The sequence below is a fragment of the Halomonas caseinilytica genome, assembly GCF_001662285.1.
In the GTDB taxonomy this organism is placed as follows: domain Bacteria; phylum Pseudomonadota; class Gammaproteobacteria; order Pseudomonadales; family Halomonadaceae; genus Halomonas; species Halomonas caseinilytica.
On the sequence record NZ_BDEO01000001.1, the window covers coordinates 370,636 to 389,739 of the forward strand.

Genomic DNA, 19,104 nt, shown 5'->3' on the forward strand with positions numbered 1-19,104 from the left:
GACAGCGGCTACGCCGCCTGAAGAATGACTGCCCGGGCTGCGTTGGCCCCTTGGTGAGCGGCGACGGGGACAAGCCAGCGCGGAGGTCCGATTCCAGGGAAGGAGTCGGTAGCGCCCAGGGAAGGGGTTACAGCGCCTCCGCGTCGGCCTGTCACCGCGCAAGCCGCGCTTCTCTATGGATGCATCATGCTTGACGAGGTCCTGAAGGACGAGATTCAGACCGCCTATCGCCGCGTGCTCGAGGGCCTCGAACTCACGCCGCGCTATGGCCAGCGGCTGATGATTGCCGAAATCGCCCGCACCCTGGCTGGCATCGAGACCGACGATGCCGGGCGGCGGACCAGCGATGAGCATGTCTGCGTGCTCGAGGCCGGGACCGGCACGGGCAAGACTCTGGCCTACCTGCTTGCCGCCTTGCCGGTGGCCAAGGCCCGTGGCAAGCGGTTGGTGGTGGCCACCGCGACCGTGGCGCTCCAGGAGCAGGTGCTGCACCAGGATCTGCCGTCGCTCAAGGCGCATAGTGGTCTGGACTTCGACTATGCCCTGGCCAAGGGACGCGGGCGCTATGTCTGCGTGGCGCGGCTCGACCAGGCGATGGATGGCGGCGAGGACAATCCGACCCTGTCGCTTTTCGAGCAGTCGCTGGACAGCGGTGGCGATGACTTCCAGAAGCTGGTGCAGTCCCTCGGCGAGGCCTACGGCAATGGCCGCTGGCAGGGAGACCGGGACAGCTGGCCGGAGGCCATCGATGATGCCCATTGGCGCAAGCTCACCGTCGATCACCGCCAGTGCACCAACCGACGGTGCGGGCACTTCGGTGCCTGTGCCTTTTTCCGCGCACGCCGCGACCTGGACAGCGCCGATATCATCGTCGCCAATCATGACCTGGTGCTGGCCGATCTCGCCCTGGGCGGCGGCGTGGTGTTGCCGGACCCCGGCGACTGCCTCTATGTCTTTGACGAGGGACATCACCTGCCGGACAAGGCGCTCAACCACTTCACCCACCGTTTTGCCGTGGGCGGCGGGTTGCGCTGGCTGCGTACTCTCAAGAAATCGCTTACTGAGCTGAACCAGCAGCTCGGCGTGCAGCCGACGCTGGCGCGCTTGCTGTCCGGACTACCTCAGGCCATCGAGGCGCTCGAGCCGCACCTCGGCGAGGTCTTCTCGCTGGGACATCAGCTTGCCGGCCGGCCGGAAGGGCTCGGCGAGTCCGAGGAGGGCGCCCAGCATCGCTTCGAGATGGGGCGTGTTCCCGACGCCATGCGCGAGGCATCCGGTGCCCTGGTGACGATCTTCGCTGAGCTCTCGCGCACGCTGGAATCCATGAGCGACATCCTGCGCGAGAGCCTGGACCCCGAGAAATCCACCGGCCTGCCACGCGAACAGGCCGAACCCTGGCTGCCGCTGGTGGCGTTGTTGCATGGCCGGGCGCTGGAGGCTCATGCCTTGTGGCAGGCCTTCGCTGAGCCGGATGTCGCGGACGAGCCACCCCGGGCGCGCTGGCTAACCCTGGAACGCTTCGGTGGCGAGCCGGAGCTGACCTTCTCGGCCAGCCCGGTCTCCGCCGCGCATACCCTGGCCAGGTCGCTCTGGGGGCGATGCCATGGCGCCGTGGTCACATCCGCGACCCTGACGGCGCTGGGGCGTTTCGAGCGTTTGCAGGAACGGGCCGGGCTGGCCAATCGTTACCGCTATCAGCGCCTGCCGAGTCCCTTCGATTATTCCCGGGCGGTGCTCAGCGTGCCCCGCGAGGCGGTGGATCCCGCCGACAGGGAAGGACACGAGCGTGCCATCGTCGATTTCGTCGAGGCGCTCGACGAAAAGGAGGCGGTGCTGATGCTGTTTTCCTCCCGCGCCCAGTTGCGCGGCGTGGAACGGGCGCTCAGTCGGGAGCGGCGGGACAGGGTGCTGGCACAGGACCGTTTGCCCAAGCGTGAGCTGGTGGAACGTCATCGCGAGCGGGTCGACAAGGGCGAGGGCAGCATCCTGTTCGGGCTGGCGAGCTTCGCCGAGGGGATCGATCTGCCGGGTGAGTACCTGACCCATGTGGTCATCACCCGGCTTCCCTTCGCCGTGCCTGACGACCCGGTAGGCGCGACCCTGGCCGAATGGATCGAGAGCCAGGGCGGCAATCCCTTCATGCGCATCAGTGTGCCGGATGCGTCCATCAAGCTGGTCCAGGCTTGTGGCCGGCTGATCCGCAAGGAGGCCGATGTCGGGCGCATCACCTTGCTCGATCGGCGGGTTCTCACGCGTCGTTACGGCCGTGCCCTGCTCGATGCGCTGCCACCGTTCACGCGCGAGATCGACGGCCAGGTGCAGGGCTGAGCAGGGGATCGGGCAGGAGAGAAAGCCTCATGAAACTGATCCTGAGCCGCAAGGGCTTCGATTCCTCCGCGGGTGGCGTGCCAAGCCCGATATTGCCCGATGGTCGCCTGGTCGTCCTGCCCATTCCGGATGCGCAATCCTCGATACCCTACGGCGCCATCTCTCATGCCGGCGAGCCCCTGGGGCCGCTTGTCGCCGACCTGACGCGAGGACGGATCACGGCAGATACCGGGGCGCATCTGGATCCCGACCTGACCCGGGAGAGCCTGCCGCGCCAGCCCGGTTGGCGGCCCGTGTTCGGGCAGATGGGCCAGGCGCTTGGCCACTTGCGCAACCAGGGCGTCGGGCCGGGGGATCTGTTTCTTTTCTTTGGTCTCTTCCGCCGCGTCGAGCGGGTCGGAGGGTGTTGGCGGTGGGTCGGCGACGCCGCCCCCTGTCATGTGCTGTGGGGCTGGATGCAGGTGGCGGAGACTCTGTCGCTGAGGGAGGCGTTGCCGGCGTCGTATGCGTGGGCCGGCTATCATCCGCACTGTCAGCGGCAAGGGCAGGCTGCAAATGCCCTTTATCTTGCCCGGCGCCATCTGTGCGTGGGAAGCGATGACGATGACCTGCCCGGAGCAGGCATCTTCGCTCGCTACGCGGCCAAGCGTCGACTGACGGCAGTGGATGCGCCTCGGGTGTCCGATTGGGATCTACCGGACTGGTGGTATCCCGGCGAGGGGCGTGCCCCCTTGAGTTATCACGGCGATCTGCGGCGTTGGCGTCGCGCAGCAGGGCGAACCGCGTTGCGCGCCGTGGCGCGAGGTCAGGAATTCGTGCTGGATACCGAGCAATATCCCGAGGCGCTGCCCTGGGCGCGTGAATTGATACGGCGCCAAGCGAACTGAGGGGTGGTATTCGCCCGCTCGCTGGTGCGGGCGGGCGAGCGAGGTGCCCGAGGTCTCAGGCGCCGTCGCGACGCGAGGCCAGGGTGGCCGCCAGCTTGTCGTTCATTTCCTTGAAGGCCTTCTCGGTGGTCTCCCAGTCGATGCAGGCATCGGTGATGGAGACCCCGTAGGTGAGCTGGCTGATGTCATCGGGAATCTTCTGGTTGCCCCAGCCGATGTTGGATTCGACCATCAGGCCGATGATGGAGCGGTTGCCCTCGAGCAACTGGTTGGTCACGTTCTCCAGTACCAGCGGCTGCAGGCCGGGATCCTTGTTGGAGTTGGCGTGGGAGCAGTCGATCATGATATTGGGCGTGACGCCGGCCTTGCGAAGTTCCTGCTCGGCGAGTGCCACGCTGACGCTGTCGTAGTTGGGCTTGCCGTTGCCGCCCCGCAGCACGACATGTCCGTAACGGTTGCCGCGAGTGCGAATGATCGCGACCTTGCCGGACTGGTCGATGCCGAGGAAATTGTGGGGGTGGGCCACCGACTGCAGGGCGTTGACGGCCACGTCGAGGCTGCCATCGGTGCCGTTCTTGAAGCCCACCGGAGAAGACAGGCCGGAGGCCATCTCGCGATGGGTCTGGGACTCGGTAGTACGGGCGCCGATCGCCGACCAGCTGATGCAGTCCTGCAGATACTGTGGCGAAATCGGGTCCAAGGCCTCGGTGGCCAGCGGCAGGCCCAGCTCGGCGAGTTCCACCAGCAGCTGACGGGCGGTGTGCAGGCCTTGCTCGATCTCGAAGGACCCATTGAGGTGCGGGTCGTTGATCAGGCCTTTCCAGCCCACCGTGGTGCGAGGCTTCTCGAAGTAGACGCGCATCACGATATACAGCGTGTCCTTCACCTCGTCGGCCAGCTTGCGCAGACGACGCGCATAGTCCATGGCGGCATCCACATCGTGGATCGAGCAGGGGCCGACCACCATCAGCAGTCGGGGATCGCGGCCTTCGAGGATGTTCTGGATGGTTTCGCGCCCTTCGATCACCGTGCGTTCCGCCTGCTCGCTCAAAGGGATATGCTGCTTGAGCTCCACGGGCGTGATGAGCACGTCCTCGCCGAGGACGTTGAGGTTGTTGACCTGTTGTTCGGACATGTTGCTACCTGTGTCGTGTCAGCGCTGATGAGGGAAATGGGCTTCCCATGTCGAATGGCGCCTACTATCGCCCGCGAGTCGAGCAAATTCAATCATCTGGGAACCGTGAAGCGTGTCGATTGTCACAGCGCCGGCAGGGCGGTCCGGAGCCGCCGGCTTGATGGATGCTCGAGAAACAGGAACACTTGAGCACGACTTTCACGGGCGCACCATGACATTGTGCCTAGCGGCCAGGGCTTCAGGTTGACATTTATGACAGCGACACCCGTTTCATTGCGATGCCGCCAGCCGGCGTTTCGTCATTCTCCCATCCCGGGGAGGCCTTGAATGGGCACGACTCGGGAGACCGATCAGCAACTCGTCGAGCGTGCCCAGAAGGGGGATACCCGGGCGTTCGATCTGCTGGTCAAGAAGTATCAGCACAAGATCATCGGATTGATCGGCCGTTATGTGCATGATCACGCCGAAGTCCAGGACGTGGCGCAGGAGGCTTTCATCAAGGCTTACCGAGCGCTGGGGAAATTTCGGGCCGAGAGCGCCTTCTACACCTGGATGTATCGGATCGCCATCAATACCGCCAAGAATCACCTGGTATCCAAGGGACGACGCCCGCCGGGCAGCGACATGGATATCGTGGATGCCGAGATCGTCGACCACAGCGGTCGGCTGGCCGATATCGAGACGCCGGAGGCGTCGATTGCCCGGGACCAGCTCCAGGCGGCGGTATTCGAGGCCATCGAGGGGCTGCCGGAGGATCTGCGCACGGCGATCACGCTGCGTGAACTCGACGGCCTCTCCTATGAGGATATCGCCAATATCATGGAGTGTCCGGTGGGGACGGTGCGTTCGCGGATATTCCGTGCGCGAGAGGCCGTGGATCAACATATTCGACCACTGGTCACCACGTCCCGCAATCAGGAGACGATGACCGAATGAGGCGAATTTGCATGGTTTTTGTCGATTGGCTGAACTGTCGCGCTGTTGTGACGTCATATGCGGTGACCGGCCTGCTTGCGGTGAGGTAGTGGCTCCTCGGCGCGATCGGCATGGCGGGCCATGCCGGACTACCGGGCTTCCAATGGATGCAAGGCGGGCCAGCCTTGATGAGTGTGAGGGTGTGAAGAAATGAGTCAGAACGCACGGGAATCGCTTTCTGCACTGATGGACAACGAGGGCGATGAGCTCGAGTTGCGTCGTGTATTGAAATCGCTGGACGATGAACCCGATGCGGCGGACACCTGGCGCCGCTACCATTTGATGCGCAGCATGCTGCGTCGCGAGAGCGACGTCGACACGAGCATCGATCTCTCGGTGGGCGTGATGGCACGCCTGGAGGACGAGCCGTTGCCGCTCGCTGAATCGGCGTCCCAGGGGCGGCGTTCCCTGCCGCTGGCGCGCAGCGCTGGTGTTGCCGCTGCGGTATCGCTGATGGTCATCACCGGGGTGCAGTTCTACAACGGAGCCTCGCCGCTCCAGGGGGATGAGGCGTCGTCGCTGGCGTCCAGTGCCGATGCCCCGGCCTCTGTCGGTGTTTCCGGTTCCGGCGGTGCCATGGCGACCAACGTTGCTGCCCCGGCGGCATCGTCCGCCAACAGTGGCGCGATGCGGGTGAGTCAGGGCCCCTCGCTGGCCGACTTGCCGATGTTCCAGTCGTCTTCGGGCAACAGCGGCCTGATGACTGTGGGCGCTGACGCCTATCCGATGATGATGTCACCGAGCCAGCGGCAGTCGATGAGCATGGATCAACAACAGGCCCGCTTGCTGCAGTCCTACCTGAACCGGCATGCCGAGGGCGCCGCCGCCAATGGCGCCGATGTCTGGATGCCGCTGCTGCGTTCCACCGGAAGCGAGCCGCTGGGGCAACGTTGATGTGGCATCGGCGGAAACGCTCGGGCCGCATTGCCTGTGTCCTGCTGGCAGGTTGCGTTGCCTTACCGGCGATGGCCCGGGAGGCGTCGACGACAGCATCTGCCAGCGAGGCCCTCGATTGCGCCGCCCTGGACGAGCAAGAGACGCCGAGTTCGGCCGAGGCCTGGTTCGTCCGCAGTCGCTGGGCGAGTCATTGTTATGCCTTTCAGGCCAGTGCGGTACGCATCGGTGTCGATGGCGTCCGGACACTGGCGCTGTCCCACGACATCGAGGATGGTGTCGAGCGCGAGGTGGCCCGTTTTCTGGATGGCCCTCCGGCGGTCCATGAGCGACGCGGCGGCGCCGCTCGGCTCGGTGGTCTCGGTGGCGAAGGGAGCCCGGAGCGTCTCGGTGCCAGGACCAGGCATCTCGAGGACTTCTATCGTCTTCGCCTGGCCGGCGAGTCGCGCATCGCCAGTCGACACGCGGTCCGTCTCGAGATCGAGCCGCTGGATGACCAGCGTTACGGGCGCCACCTGTGGCTGGATGCGACCACGGCCTTGCCGCTCAAGCAAGTCCTGCTCGACGAGCGCGGTCGTGCCGTCGAAACCTTCCAGATTACCGAGTTGCGTAATCCCCGATTGTATCAAGGGGGGATCGAACGGCTGTCACGGGACGTCGACCAGGACGAGCGCGCCTGGCGTCCTGGCTGGTTGCCTGACGGTTTCGCGTTGCAGGCTGCCGGGACATCCGAGAGTTCGCGCCCCGGTGTGGAGCAACGGATCTACGGCGATGGGCTTGCCACTCTCAGCTTGTTCGTCGAGGTCGTGTCCGGGCAGAAGCTGCTCAAGCCCGGCGTGCATCGCCTTGGCGTATCCCATGCAGCCGTGCGGCATAGCGAGCTGGGTGGGCGCCCGCGCCAGGTGGTGGTCATGGGCGAGCTGCCACCTGCAGTCCTGAAGCGAGTGGCCGAGTCCATCGAGTGGCACGGAGGGCAGAGCACTGCTGCGTCTTCCTCGGATAGCGCTTCTTCCCCGTGACCCGACATGTCTTCTGATGCAGGCGTCGTCGACCGAGCTGACAGCCATGTATCCGTGTTCCCCGGGAATATCTCAGGCTTCTGAACCTTTTCGCACCACTGTGGTTTAGAGGAATGCAAGATCCTCATCCAACCCAACCCTGTCACAGGAGTCTTTCATGACACGCATGACGCGACACCTAGCCCTGTGGATGCTTCTCAGCCTGGCGGTGCTCGCCAGCCAGTCCGCCATGGCGCAGGAGTTGCCGGACTTCACCGGCCTGGTGGAAGACGCTGCCCCGGCGGTCGTCAACATCTCCACCTCGCGTGAGGTGGAAACCCGCAGCATGCCGTTCGACCAGTTTGGCGGTCAGGAACTGCCAGAGATCTTCAGGCACTTTTTCGGTGAACGCTTCGGTGAGCGTTTTGGCGAAGGGATGCCGATGCCGCCCGGGGCCCATGGCCACAGTGAGGAGCGTCGTTCGCTGGGCTCGGGCTTCATCATCAGCGAGGATGGCTACATCATGACCAATGCCCATGTGGTCAAGGGAGCCGATGAGATCCTCGTGCGCCTCAACGATAGCCGCGAACTCAAGGCCGAACTGGTTGGCGCCGATACCAAGACCGACGTTGCCGTGCTCAAGGTCGATGCCGACAACCTGCCGACACTGACCCTCGGCAAGTCCGAGGATCTGAAAGTGGGGCAGTGGGTTGCCGCCATCGGCTCGCCCTTCGGCCTGGATCATTCAGTGACCTCCGGGATCATCAGTGCCATCAACCGGACGCTGCCGCGGGATGTCTATGTCCCCTTCATCCAGACGGACGTAGCGATCAACCCGGGCAACTCCGGCGGGCCGCTGTTCAACCTGGATGGCGAGGTGATCGGCATCAATTCGCAGATCTTCACCCGCAGCGGTGGCTACATGGGCCTTTCCTTCGCCATTCCGATCGATGTGGCGATGGATGTGGCGGATCAACTGCGTAACGACGGCTCGGTGAGCCGAGGATGGCTCGGCGTGATGATCCAGCCGGTGTCCCGTGATCTGGCCGATTCCTTCGGCATGGATAAGCCCCAGGGCGCGCTGATCGCCGATCTCGATCCCGAGGGGCCGGCCGCGCGGGATGGGCTGAAGGCCGGCGATGTCATCCTCGAAGTGGATGGCCAGGCCGTGGATCGCTCCAGCACCCTGCCGCGCCTGATCGGTCGCGTGGCACCAGGAGAGGATGTCGATCTCGAAGTGCTGCGCAATGGCGAACACCAGACCGTGACCGTGTCCGTCGGTGACTGGCCGGATGCCCAGCAGAACGGCAGCGGACAGGATGGGGATACGTCGCCGGCGCGCCTTGGGATCGTCGTCCGGCCGCTGGAGAGTGGCCAGCACGATCAGGCTATCGACCATGGCGTGCGCGTGGTCGAGGTCGACCCCACGGGCATTGCCGCCGAGGCGGGAATTCGGGCCGGTGATATCCTGGTCAGCATCGGTGAACATGCAGTGGAGAGCCCGGAGCAGCTCCGGGAACTGATCGGTGAACTGCCCGAGGATCGCTCGGTACCGGTGCGTCTGTATCGTAACGGCCATTCCTACTACGTGGCCCTGCGGCTGGCGCAGGAGTGATGAAACCTTCGCTCCATGGCCAATCCTGAACAGCGACCCGACGGCCAAGGCCGTCGGGTCGCTGTATCTGTCAGGCGCATGCCGCTACAATGCGCGCATCTTTCTCGCCGCGCTCGCTCGAACGGCGGCACTGGCCAAGCCTGTACGGAGCGCGTACACGAAGCGGACCTTATTGAATGACAGACACTGATAATCGCAAGATAATCAACGGGATACGAAACTTTTCGATCATTGCCCACATCGACCACGGCAAGTCGACCCTGGCCGATCGTCTGATCCAGACCTGCGGCGGCCTCACCGAACGCGAGCTCAAGGAACAGGTTCTCGATTCGATGGATCTCGAGCGTGAACGGGGCATCACCATCAAGGCGCAGTCGGTGACGCTCGATTATCACGCTCAGGATGGCAACGTCTACCAGCTCAATTTCATCGACACGCCCGGGCACGTCGATTTCTCCTATGAAGTGTCGCGTTCGTTGTATGCCTGCGAGGGCGCCCTGCTGGTAGTGGATGCCGCCCAGGGGGTCGAGGCGCAGTCGGTGGCCAACTGCTACACGGCCATCGAGCAGGGGCTCGAGGTTCTGCCGGTGCTCAACAAGATGGACCTGCCCCAGGCCGATCCGGCTAAGGTGGGCGAGGAGATCGAGGAGATCATCGGCCTGGACGCCACCGATGCCTGCCAGGTGTCCGCCAAGAGCGGCCTGGGCATCGATGAGCTTCTGGAGCGCTTGGTGCGTGACATTCCGCCGCCCAAGGGCGATCCCGAAAAGCCTCTGCAAGCGCTGATCATCGATTCCTGGTTCGATAACTACTTGGGGGTGGTGTCGCTGGTGCGCATCTTCGACGGCACCCTGAAGAAGGGCGACAAGATTCGCATCAGCTCGACCGGGCGTGACTGGCAGGCTTCCGAGGTCGGCATCTTCACGCCGCAGCGTCGCCAGACCGATGTGCTGCGTGCCGGCGAAGTGGGCTTCGTGGTCGCCGGCATCAAGGACATCCATGGCGCCCCGGTAGGCGACACCATCATCCATACCAAGACACCGGACGTGAAGCGGCTGCCGGGCTTCCAGAAGGTCAAGCCCCAGGTCTACGCCGGTATGTTCCCGGTCAGCTCCGATGATTACGAGGACTTCCGCGACGCCCTGGAGAAGCTGGCGCTCAACGACGCCTCCCTGGATTACGAGCCGGAAAACTCCGATGCCATGGGCTTCGGTTTCCGGGTTGGTTTCCTCGGGACCCTGCACATGGAGATCATCCAGGAACGACTCGAGCGCGAGTATGACCTGGACTTGCTGACCACGGCACCGACCGTGGTCTACGAGCTCGCCATGAAGAATGGCGAGACGCGCTATGTCTCCAACCCTTCCAAGCTGCCCGACATGGCGGATGTGGAGGAAATGCGCGAGCCCGTCGTGCGTGCCAGCATCCTGGTACCGCAGGACTTCGTCGGCAATGTCATCGCCGAATGCGAGCAACGGCGTGGCACCCAACTGGACATGCTGTTTCTGGGCAGTCAGATTCAGTTGACCTATGAGCTGCCCATGTCCGAGGTAGTGATGGACTTCTTCGATCGCCTGAAGTCCATCTCCAAGGGATATGCCTCGCTCGAATACAACTTCGAGCGCTTCGAAGCCGCCAATCTGTCGCGTCTGGACGTGCTGATCAATGGTGACCGCGTCGATGCCCTGGCGGTGATCATTCATCGCGACCATGCCCACTCACGAGGACGGGCCCTGGTCGAGAAGATGAAGGAACTGATTCCCCGCCAGATGTTCGATGTCGCCATCCAGGCCGCGATCGGTGGCCAGATCGTGGCGCGTTCCACCGTCAAGGCGCTGCGCAAGAATGTGACCGCCAAGTGTTACGGCGGCGACACGACGCGCAAGAAGAAACTGCTCGAGAAGCAGAAGGCGGGCAAGAAACGCATGAAGCAGGTCGGCCGGGTCGAGATACCCCAGGATGCCTTCCTCGCCGTGCTCAAGGTGAACGACTAGGGAAGGACGAAGACAATGGATTTTGCACTTCTGCTGGTGGTGGCGGTGGCGATCACCGGGCTGATCTGGCTGCTCGACCTGATCTGGTGGCGTCCGGCGCGGCGCGCGCGACTGACCGCCAGCACCGAGGCCGGCACCACCGAGGGCATCGACCCGGCAGCGCGCGAGAAGGCGCTCAAGGACCCCTGGCCGGTAGATTATGCCCGCTCGTTCTTTCCCGTGTTGCTGGTGGTTCTGCTGCTGCGCAGCTTTCTGGTCGAGCCATTCCAGATACCTTCGGGGTCGATGCGCCCGACCCTGGAGGTCGGGGATTTCATCCTCGTCAACAAGTTTGCCTATGGACTGCGGCTACCGGTGACCAATACCAAGGTCGTCGATCTCGGTGAGCCGGAGCGTGGCGATGTGATGGTATTCCGCTTTCCGGAAGATCCCTCGGTGAACTTCATCAAGCGCGTGATCGGCCTGCCGGGCGATCATATCCGCTACGAGGACAAGCAACTCTACGTCAATGGCGAGCCGGTGCCCAAGCGCCTGCTGGAAGCTGGCCCTCCCGGAGAGCCCGATGAGTTGCTGCTGGAAGAGCAACTGGGCGAGGTGGCGCATGATATCTACAATAATCCTCGTGATCCGGGACCGCAGGTGCGTGAGCTCGTAGTGCCGGAAGGCCATTACTTCGCCATGGGCGACAACCGCGACCACTCCAACGACAGCCGCTACTGGGGGTTCGTCCCGGAGGAGAACGTCGTGGGCAAGGCCTTCGCCGTGTGGATGCACTGGGATGGTGGTCTGCCGAGCTTTACCGATGTGCGTGGTATTCATTGAGATGCCGGGAACGGCATCGTTGTCATGATATAGCAGGAGCTTCGTGAGCAATTCCCTCGATATTTTCAGCCGCCGCATCGGGCACCGCTTTTCTCAGCCCGAGCTGCTTGAGCTGGCCATGACCCACCGCAGTTATGGTGGTCGCAACAATGAACGCCTGGAGTTCCTCGGCGATTCCATCGTCAACTTCGTCATCGCCGAGGACCTCTTCCAGCGTTTTCCTCAGGCGCGGGAAGGGCAGTTGTCGCGTCTGCGTGCCCGACTGGTCAAGGGGCAGACCCTGGCCGAGCTGGCCCGGGAAATGGAGTTCGGCGAGTGCCTGCGTCTGGGGTCGGGCGAAATGAAAAGCGGTGGTCATCGTCGCGATTCCATACTGGCCGATGCCGTGGAGGCGGTGATCGGCGCCATTTACCTGGATGCCGGCATGGATACCGCGCGGACCCGGGTGCTCTCCTGGTTTGCCGAGCGGCTGGAAACCATCAACCTCCAGGATACCCAGAAGGACCCCAAGACTCGCCTGCAGGAGTTCCTGCAATCCCGCCAGGTCGCGTTGCCGCGTTATGAGGTGATCTCCGTGGAAGGCGAGGCCCATGCGCAGACCTTCACTGTCGAATGCCATGTGGAAATGCTCGAAGAGCACACCCTGGGTATCGGCTCCAGTCGTCGACACGCCGAGCAGCAGGCCGCCGAACAGGCCCTGACGCAGCTCGAGAAAAAGGGAGCGCGAGCATGACCCAGACCTGTGGTTTCGTGGCCATCGTCGGTCGGCCGAATGTCGGCAAGTCGACATTGATGAATCATATCCTCGGTCAGAAGATCTCGATCACCTCGCGGCGCCCGCAGACGACGCGCCATCAGGTGATGGGGATCAAGACCGAGGGTGACACCCAGTTCATCTATGTCGACACGCCGGGCATTCATCTGCTCGAGAAGGATCGCAACAAGGCGATCAATCGTTTCATGAACCAGGCGGCCACTCAGGCCCTGCGTGACGTGGACTGCGTGATCTTCATCATTGATCGCACCCGCTGGACCGCCGAGGATCAGGTGGTTCTGGAGCGACTGGCCACGGTCGAGGCGCCGGTGATCCTGGCCGTGAACAAGGTCGATCGGCTCAACGACAAGTCGGCATTGCTGCCCTGGCTCGACGAGGTGCGCGGGCGTCGCCATTTCGCCGCCATCGTGCCCGTTGCCGCCAAGCACGGCACCAACGTGGCCGAACTCGAGGCCGAGGTCGCCAGGCACCTGCCCGAGAGCGTGCACTATTTCCCCGATGACCAGGTCACCGATCGCAGCCTGCGCTTTTTGGCGGCGGAGCTGGTGCGTGAGAAGATCATGCGGCAGCTCGGCGATGAGCTTCCCTATCAGATGACCGTCGAGATCGAGGAATTTCGAGAAGAAGGACGCGTCACGCACATCAGCGCACTGATCATGGTGGAGCGGCAGGGCCAGAAGAAGATCCTGATCGGTGATCGTGGTGAGCGCATCAAGCAGATCGGGCGCGACGCCCGGCTCGAGCTGGAACGCTTGGTCGGCACCAAGGTCATGCTCAACCTCTGGGTCAAGGTCAAGCGGGGCTGGTCCGATGATGACCGAGCCTTGAAGAGCCTCGGCTATGATTTAGACTGACGCCGTTTTGGGCGTCCGATTTTCGAGGCGCGCAGCGCGTATGCGGCGGGTCTCGTATCCAGCAGTGCGCATTTCTTCAGCTTCGGGCCTGGCTCGGGGTGGCTTCTCATGCACGGCGTCCCATGACTCCTGAACCGGCTTACCTGCTTCACAAGCGGCCCTATCGCGAAACCAGCGCCCTGGTGGAATTGCTGACATTTCACCATGGGCGCGTACGGGCCGTGGCACGAGGGGTACAGCGCCCGGGCAGTCGGCTGCGTGGCGTGCTTCAGCCGTTCGCACCCCTGCATGTCACCTGGAGCGGTAGTGGAGACCTCAAGCGCCTGGCGCTGATGGAAAGCCAGGGAACGGCTGCCATGCTGGCCGGCGAGGGCCTGCTCTGCGGGTTATATGCGAACGAGTTGCTGGCTCGCCTGTTGCCGGTCGAGTTGTCGGTGGACGATGTCTTCGCCTTCTATGCCGCCGCCCTCGATGCCCTGCCGCATCCGGAGGGGCGGGCCGGGGCGTTGCGACGCCTGGAATTTGCCCTGCTCGAGGCCCTGGATGCCGAACCTCGCTTTGTGGGGCCCGATGGCCAGCAACTTGACCCGCAGACACGCTACGTCTTCGATACTGACTCACGGGCTTTCGTTCTCGGTGAGCGAGGCATCGATGGACGTACCCTCAAGCTGCTTGCGACGGGAGACTGGAGTGCCCCTGGCCTGGCCGGGCCGGCCAAGGCGGTAATGCGCGCCGCCCTGGCGCCCTTGCTGGGTAGCCGGCCACTGCGTTCACGGGAGTTGATGCATCAGCTTGCCTCCGCCCGGCTTCGTCGAGAATCGTGAGACGCGGTTTCGCCACTTGACGAGGCAAGAACGGCGCTGCGTACCTGTCAGAAAGCGGAAAATCCCATATCCTGTGTCCGTCTTCCGTCTTCCGTCTTCCGTCTTCCGTCTTCCGTCTTCCGTCTTCCATTTACAAGGAGAGTTTCATGCATCCTCCCCGCATCCTGTTAGGCGTCAACATCGATCATGTCGCCACCTTGCGTCAGGCTCGTGGCACGCGCTATCCCGATCCGGTCCAGGCGGCCTTGCTGGCCGAGGAGGCCGGTGCCGATGGCATCACCGTTCACCTGCGGGAGGATCGGCGCCATATCCAGGAGCGCGATGTGCGCCTGCTGGCGGAGGTGCTCAACACGCGCATGAATCTGGAGATGGCCGTTACCGAGGAGATGCTGGCGTTCGCCGAGGAAATCCGTCCGGCGCATGTCTGTCTGGTACCCGAGAAGCGGGAAGAGGTGACCACCGAAGGCGGCCTCGATGTGGCCGGCAGCCTGGATGCCGTGAGTGAGGCCTGCCGTCGGTTGGCGGCGGTCGGCTGTGACGTTTCGCTGTTCATCGATCCGGTGCCGGAGCAGGTCGAGGCGGCCGCGAGGGCGGGGGCGCCGACCGTGGAGTTGCACACCGGCGCCTATGCCGAGGCGACCGGTGAGGTGGCCCGGCAGGAGCATGTCCGGCTGGTGGCGGCGGCGGAGATGGCTGCTGAACTCGGGCTGGTCGTCAATGCTGGCCATGGCCTGAACTATCATAATGTCGAGGCCATCGCGGCGATTCCCGGTCTGCACGAACTCAACATCGGCCATGCCGTGATCGCGCGCGCGCTCTTCGTCGGCCTCAAGGAAGCGGTGGCGGAGATGAAGCGGCTTGCCATTGCCGGCCAGGAAGCGGGCCTGCTGGCCGCGCTGGACGAGCATGACCACGAGCACGGCGACGAGAGTTGTTGCGGCGCATGATCATCGGAGTCGGGACCGATATCGCCCGGGTGGCGCGTTTCGAGCGCGCCATCGCGCGACATGGGGAACGTTTCGTCGAGCGGTTGCTGGGCGAGGATGAGCGGGTGGACTTCCGCGACCGGGGACGGTCGGCGAATTATCTGGCCAAGCGTTTTGCCGCCAAGGAGGCCTTTGTCAAGGCGCTGGGAACGGGCTTGCGTCACGGCATGCGCTGGACCGAGATCCAGGTGGTCAACGATACGCTCGGCCGCCCCGCGCTGCGGCTATCGGGGCGCGCCGATGAGTTGGCCAGGGCGGCGGGTGTCCGCAGTCTTCATGTGTCATTGTCGGATGAAGCGGCCTTTGCGATGGCCTTCGTGGTATTGGAGAGCTGATGGCTGCCCTGTGAACGCAGGCTTGCCATGGCGGCATAAAGGTCCGGCAGCAACGGTGCCACAGCGTCGCTGCCGCGCGACCTGAGGCGAGTCTCGAGCGTCTCCACCAGCAGGGCCAGGCGCGGCACGCCGCAGTAGCGGCAGGCTCCGTTGAGGCCATGAATGGCATCGAGGAGGGCCTCGTCATCGCCTCGCTCGGCCGCGTCGCGAATGTCCGCCTCGGTTTCCTCGAGCGACGCGATCAGCTGTTCGAGCAGCTGACGGGCCACTCCCTCGCGCCCCCCGGCGAGGCGAGTGCCAAGTGCCAGGTCGATCTCGGCCAGTTCGGTATCCTCGTTGCGGATGGTGCGTGGCGCGAGGGTCGGCTCGGGGTTCTCCGTCTCGAGGCCGGCGCCGAGGTGATGTCGCAGCAACTGGGACAACTGAGCGGTATCGATCGGCTTTTCCAGCATGTCGTCCAGGCCGCTGTCCAGCAGGTCCCGGCGCTGATTATCCTGAACGTGAGCGGTGACGGCTATCACGGGGATGTGGCGCCAGTGCCCTCCGAGACGCCGCAGTGCCCGGGTGGTTTCCACGCCGTCCATGCCCTGCAGGCGAATGTCCATCAGGATCATGTCGAAGGTGGTATGCCGGGCCAGGGTAAGGGCTTCCTCGCCGCTAGCGGCCAGGCTGACCTCGATCCCGGTGCTCTGGACCAGTTCCTTGAGCAGCAGCCGATTGGATTCGGTATCGTCCACGCAGAGGATGTGCCAGGGGCGCGATGCGTCGTCGTGGGGCGTGCCGGCGGCGCTCGTCTTCCGGGGGGCAGATAGCCTCGACTGTCGAATGCGCCGGATGGCCTCGGCCAGGTTATGGCGGGCCAGTGGCTTGCTCAGGATCTCACCGCCATGGGGCAGCGGTGGCTCGTCGGGAAGGTCGGGAGGGCTGGCGTTGACCATCAGCAGCGCTGGGCAGCCGAGCCGTGCCAGTCGTGCCCGCCAGCCGCTCGAGGCGTCGTCGTGCAGTTCCTCGGCGGACAGGCCGATCAACGCCAGTTCCGCGCTGCCGACCTCGACATCGTCGATCTCGAGGGGATGGCCGCCCCAGCGCGACACGAGATGGCGCAGGGCGTGGCGTGTCGTGACATGCGGTTCCAGAATCACCACGCCGGCACCGTCCAGATCGACCTCTCGAGGCCGCTCTAGGTTGCCGTTATTGCTCAAGGGCAACGTAAAGGAGAAGGTCGAGCCCTGGTCGGGGACGCTGTCGACCTCGATCTCGCCGCCCATCTGCTCGACGAGCTGGCGGCAGATGGCCAGACCCAGCCCAGTGCCGCCGAAGTGGCGTTGATGGCTGACGGTTCCCTGGCGGAAGGCGTCGAAGAGTTGCTGCTGGCACGCCTTTGACAGCCCGATCCCGGTGTCGCTGACCGAGATGCGCAGCGTGGTCTGGTTCTGGGCGGTGTCTTCCACCGAGACGCGCACGATGACCTCGCCGCGATCGGTGAACTTGACGGCGTTGTGGACCAGGTTGGTCATGACCTGGCGGATTCGCAGGGGGTCGCCGACCAGCTCCATGGGCACGTCGTCATACACCAGTCCGAGCAGTTGCAGATCCTTCTGCTGCGCTTGTGGCGCCTGGAGGCCCAAGACTTCATCGACCAGGGCGACCATGTCCAGCGGGCGATGCTCCAGTTCCAGCCGGCCGGCCTCGATCTTGGAGAAATCGAGGACATCGTTGACCAGCATCAGGAGGTTGTCGCAGGCGCGCTGGACATGGTCCAGCCATTCTCGCTGTCGCATGCTCAGTTCCGAACGGTGCAGCAGCCGGCAGAAACCGATGATGCCGTTGAGCGGCGTGCGGATCTCGTGGCTCATGTTGGCCAGGAATTCGGACTTGGCGCGGTTGGCCTCCAGGGCGCGTCGGTGAGCCAGATCGAGTTCGATGTTCTGGACCTCGATGGTTTCCATGGATTCCTGGAGCTCCTGGGTCGCCTGCTCGACCTGGGTCTGCAGGTCGTCGTGGGCGCAGGCCAGGTGATCGCGAAGCGTGTTGAGGCGTTGCACGAGCTGGGCGAGTTCCGCCTCGCCAGGCAAGGGAAGGGGCTCGGGGGTCATGCCGGCAGCCAGGCGCGACAGGCTCTCGCTGGCTTCCTCGAGAGGTTGGCTGAGACGACGGACCGTCGAGTAGGCGACCAGGAACAGCAGCAGCCCGGCGAGCAGCAGCAACAGCCCTCCGCTGGCCAATTGGCGATAATAGGCCAGCGGCAGTGGCGAGGCGTCGATATCGAGGAGCAGACGGGCGTCGGTCGCCGGCAGCGACAAGCGCAGTCGCCATTGGGCCCCATCCTGCACCAGGGGAGTGTCGGCAGCGAGAAGCTCGGCGGGCATGTCGCGCAGACGGCCCAGCTCCAGGGGGACATGCCCCTGGGCATCCCGGATGGCCAGGGCTCTGACGTCGTCGAGTTCGAGCAACCGGGAGGCGATGGAGGACAGGCGGTCCGCATGGCCTTCGTTCAGTGCCTCGGCGAGCTCGGGGGTCAGCATCCGGGCGGTTTCGGTCAAGTGGCTGGCGAGTTGCCGATGGTGATGCCGGTCTTCCAGTTCGGCCGCCGCGAAGACGAACAGCCCGAGCAGGGTCAGCGGCAGGACGAGAATGCAGAGCATCAGGCGGGTCTTGAAGGACATCGGGGCGACTCGCGAAGGGAATGTCGTGACCCAGTATGCCACAGCCGGGGCGGATGCCTGTCCAGTCCGGTCGGCCAAGGATATAATGCGTTACAGACTTTTCCATAAGGAAGGCTGCATGCAATTCCCCACCCTGGAGGACACCATCGGCCATACGCCGCTGGTTCGCCTCAAGCGCATCACCGCCGGACGCAACAACACGTTGCTGGCGAAGCTCGAGGGCAACAACCCCGCCGGCTCGGTGAAGGATCGACCGGCGCTGTCGATGCTCGACCAGGCCGAGCAGCGTGGCACCATCGCGCCCGGGGACACCCTCATCGAGGCCACGTCCGGCAATACCGGCATCGCCCTGGCGATGGCCGCCGCCATCAAGGGCTACCGGATGGTCCTGATCATGCCGGAAAGTGCCTCGAGTGAACGCAAGCAGGCCATGGCGGCCTATGGCGCCAAGCTCATCGAGGTCAGCAAGGAAGGGGGGATGGAAGAAGCCCGAGACCTGGCCGAGGCGATGATCGCTCGCGGCGAAGGCAAGCCGCTCGACCAGTTTTCCAATCCCGACAACCCCCTGGCGCACTATCGAACCACGGCGCCGGAGCTTTGGGAGCAGACCGGCGGCACCATTACCCACTTCGTCAGTTCGATGGGCACTACCGGCACCATCATGGGCGTATCGCAGCGCCTCAAGGAATACAATCCCGAGGTGGAAATCGTCGGCCTGCAACCCGAGGATGGTGCCAGCATCGCCGGTATCCGGCGTTGGCCACAAGCGTACCTGCCCGGCATCTTCGATGCTTCGCGGGTCGACAAGGTGCTGGATATCGGCCAGTACGAAGCGGAGGAGCACATGCGTCGTCTGGCGCGAGAAGAGGGCATTTTTGCCGGCGTCTCCTCGGGAGGTGCCCTGGCCGGCGCGCTGCGTGTCGCCGAGACGGTCGAGAATGCCGTGATCGTCTTTATCGTCTGCGATCGCGGGGATCGCTACCTGTCCACCGGCTTGTTCGCCCCGGAGATCTGAG

General features: G+C 64.1%; 16 protein-coding genes. 14 read left to right on the top strand and 2 right to left on the bottom strand.

The window, feature by feature from the left end; translation table 11 throughout:
* The first annotated feature begins 186 nt into the window (after positions 1 to 186).
* The gene (gene dinG, locus HSDC_RS01605; RefSeq protein WP_064698171.1) at positions 187 to 2,328 is read left to right on the top strand and encodes an ATP-dependent DNA helicase DinG; all 2,142 of its coding nucleotides are present in this window, start codon (positions 187 to 189) and stop codon (positions 2,326 to 2,328) included.
* Positions 2,329 to 2,357: 29 nt separating this feature from the next.
* The gene (locus HSDC_RS01610; RefSeq protein WP_064698172.1) at positions 2,358 to 3,215 is read left to right on the top strand and encodes an Nmad3 family putative nucleotide modification protein; all 858 of its coding nucleotides are present in this window, start codon (positions 2,358 to 2,360) and stop codon (positions 3,213 to 3,215) included.
* A 55-nt stretch (positions 3,216 to 3,270) separates the two neighbouring features.
* On the opposite strand, the gene HSDC_RS01615 is transcribed toward HSDC_RS01610, so the two are convergent.
* Entirely contained in the window at positions 3,271 to 4,350 is a 1,080-nt protein-coding gene (locus HSDC_RS01615) for a 3-deoxy-7-phosphoheptulonate synthase (RefSeq protein ID WP_064698173.1), read from the bottom strand.
* Between the two features lie 327 nt (positions 4,351 to 4,677).
* On the opposite strand from HSDC_RS01615, the gene rpoE reads away from it, so the two are divergent.
* The 11 genes from rpoE (at position 4,678) to acpS (ending at position 15,422) form a co-directional block, all read left to right on the top strand.
* Entirely contained in the window at positions 4,678 to 5,286 is a 609-nt protein-coding gene (rpoE, locus tag HSDC_RS01620) for an RNA polymerase sigma factor RpoE (protein ID WP_064698174.1), read from the top strand.
* A gap of 189 nt (positions 5,287 to 5,475) precedes the next feature.
* On the top strand, positions 5,476 to 6,219 hold the full coding sequence (locus tag HSDC_RS01625; protein ID WP_064698175.1) for a sigma-E factor negative regulatory protein: 744 nt from the start codon (positions 5,476 to 5,478) through the stop codon (positions 6,217 to 6,219).
* On the top strand, positions 6,219 to 7,238 hold the full coding sequence (locus HSDC_RS01630) for a MucB/RseB C-terminal domain-containing protein (protein WP_064698176.1): 1,020 nt from the start codon (positions 6,219 to 6,221) through the stop codon (positions 7,236 to 7,238). The genes HSDC_RS01625 and HSDC_RS01630 overlap by 1 nt, the downstream gene beginning before the upstream one ends.
* A gap of 157 nt (positions 7,239 to 7,395) precedes the next feature.
* Positions 7,396 to 8,832, top strand: coding sequence for a DegQ family serine endoprotease (locus HSDC_RS01635; protein ID WP_064698177.1), 1,437 nt, complete (start codon positions 7,396 to 7,398; stop codon positions 8,830 to 8,832).
* Between the two features lie 176 nt (positions 8,833 to 9,008).
* The gene (lepA, locus tag HSDC_RS01640; protein WP_064698178.1) at positions 9,009 to 10,826 is read left to right on the top strand and encodes a translation elongation factor 4; all 1,818 of its coding nucleotides are present in this window, start codon (positions 9,009 to 9,011) and stop codon (positions 10,824 to 10,826) included.
* A 15-nt stretch (positions 10,827 to 10,841) separates the two neighbouring features.
* Positions 10,842 to 11,648, top strand: coding sequence for a signal peptidase I (gene lepB / locus HSDC_RS01645; RefSeq protein WP_064698179.1), 807 nt, complete (start codon positions 10,842 to 10,844; stop codon positions 11,646 to 11,648).
* 43 nt (positions 11,649 to 11,691) lie between these two features.
* On the top strand, positions 11,692 to 12,381 hold the full coding sequence (rnc, locus tag HSDC_RS01650) for a ribonuclease III (RefSeq protein WP_064698180.1): 690 nt from the start codon (positions 11,692 to 11,694) through the stop codon (positions 12,379 to 12,381).
* Positions 12,378 to 13,277: a GTPase Era gene (gene era / locus HSDC_RS01655; RefSeq protein WP_064698181.1), complete on the top strand. Its 900-nt coding sequence runs from the start codon at positions 12,378 to 12,380 to the stop codon at positions 13,275 to 13,277. Before rnc ends, era begins: the two co-directional genes overlap by 4 nt.
* A 122-nt stretch (positions 13,278 to 13,399) precedes the next feature.
* Positions 13,400 to 14,101 carry a DNA repair protein RecO gene (recO, locus tag HSDC_RS01660; protein ID WP_064698182.1) on the top strand — a complete coding sequence of 234 codons (702 nt, stop codon included), beginning with the start codon at positions 13,400 to 13,402 and terminating at the stop codon, positions 14,099 to 14,101.
* 146 nt (positions 14,102 to 14,247) lie between these two features.
* Positions 14,248 to 15,048: a pyridoxine 5'-phosphate synthase gene (gene pdxJ, locus HSDC_RS01665; RefSeq protein WP_064698183.1), complete on the top strand. Its 801-nt coding sequence runs from the start codon at positions 14,248 to 14,250 to the stop codon at positions 15,046 to 15,048.
* Positions 15,045 to 15,422 carry a holo-ACP synthase gene (gene acpS / locus HSDC_RS01670; protein WP_064698184.1) on the top strand — a complete coding sequence of 126 codons (378 nt, stop codon included), beginning with the start codon at positions 15,045 to 15,047 and terminating at the stop codon, positions 15,420 to 15,422. Before pdxJ ends, acpS begins: the two co-directional genes overlap by 4 nt.
* On the opposite strand, the gene HSDC_RS01675 is transcribed toward acpS, so the two are convergent.
* Entirely contained in the window at positions 15,362 to 18,088 is a 2,727-nt protein-coding gene (locus HSDC_RS01675) for an ATP-binding protein (protein WP_064698185.1), read from the bottom strand. The two genes, acpS and HSDC_RS01675, sit on opposite strands and share 61 nt — an antisense overlap.
* 118 nt (positions 18,089 to 18,206) lie before the next feature.
* On the opposite strand from HSDC_RS01675, the gene cysM reads away from it, so the two are divergent.
* Entirely contained in the window at positions 18,207 to 19,103 is an 897-nt protein-coding gene (gene cysM / locus HSDC_RS01680; protein ID WP_064698186.1) for a cysteine synthase CysM, read from the top strand.
* Position 19,104 lies beyond the last annotated feature (1 nt).

Bases quoted from the DNA above. Each gene is read 5' to 3' on its own strand.
- dinG (WP_064698171.1), top strand. From the start codon at position 187: ATGCTTGACGAGGTCCTGAAGGACGAGATTCAGACCGCCTATCGCCGC.
- HSDC_RS01610 (WP_064698172.1), top strand. From the start codon at position 2,358: ATGAAACTGATCCTGAGCCGCAAGGGCTTCGATTCCTCCGCGGGTGGC.
- HSDC_RS01615 (WP_064698173.1), bottom strand. From the start codon at position 4,350: ATGTCCGAACAACAGGTCAACAACCTCAACGTCCTCGGCGAGGACGTG.
- rpoE (WP_064698174.1), top strand. From the start codon at position 4,678: ATGGGCACGACTCGGGAGACCGATCAGCAACTCGTCGAGCGTGCCCAG.
- HSDC_RS01625 (WP_064698175.1), top strand. From the start codon at position 5,476: ATGAGTCAGAACGCACGGGAATCGCTTTCTGCACTGATGGACAACGAG.
- HSDC_RS01630 (WP_064698176.1), top strand. From the start codon at position 6,219: ATGTGGCATCGGCGGAAACGCTCGGGCCGCATTGCCTGTGTCCTGCTG.
- HSDC_RS01635 (WP_064698177.1), top strand. From the start codon at position 7,396: ATGACACGCATGACGCGACACCTAGCCCTGTGGATGCTTCTCAGCCTG.
- lepA (WP_064698178.1), top strand. From the start codon at position 9,009: ATGACAGACACTGATAATCGCAAGATAATCAACGGGATACGAAACTTT.
- lepB (WP_064698179.1), top strand. From the start codon at position 10,842: ATGGATTTTGCACTTCTGCTGGTGGTGGCGGTGGCGATCACCGGGCTG.
- era (WP_064698181.1), top strand. From the start codon at position 12,378: ATGACCCAGACCTGTGGTTTCGTGGCCATCGTCGGTCGGCCGAATGTC.
- recO (WP_064698182.1), top strand. From the start codon at position 13,400: ATGACTCCTGAACCGGCTTACCTGCTTCACAAGCGGCCCTATCGCGAA.
- pdxJ (WP_064698183.1), top strand. From the start codon at position 14,248: ATGCATCCTCCCCGCATCCTGTTAGGCGTCAACATCGATCATGTCGCC.
- acpS (WP_064698184.1), top strand. From the start codon at position 15,045: ATGATCATCGGAGTCGGGACCGATATCGCCCGGGTGGCGCGTTTCGAG.
- HSDC_RS01675 (WP_064698185.1), bottom strand. From the start codon at position 18,088: ATGTCCTTCAAGACCCGCCTGATGCTCTGCATTCTCGTCCTGCCGCTG.
- cysM (WP_064698186.1), top strand. From the start codon at position 18,207: ATGCAATTCCCCACCCTGGAGGACACCATCGGCCATACGCCGCTGGTT.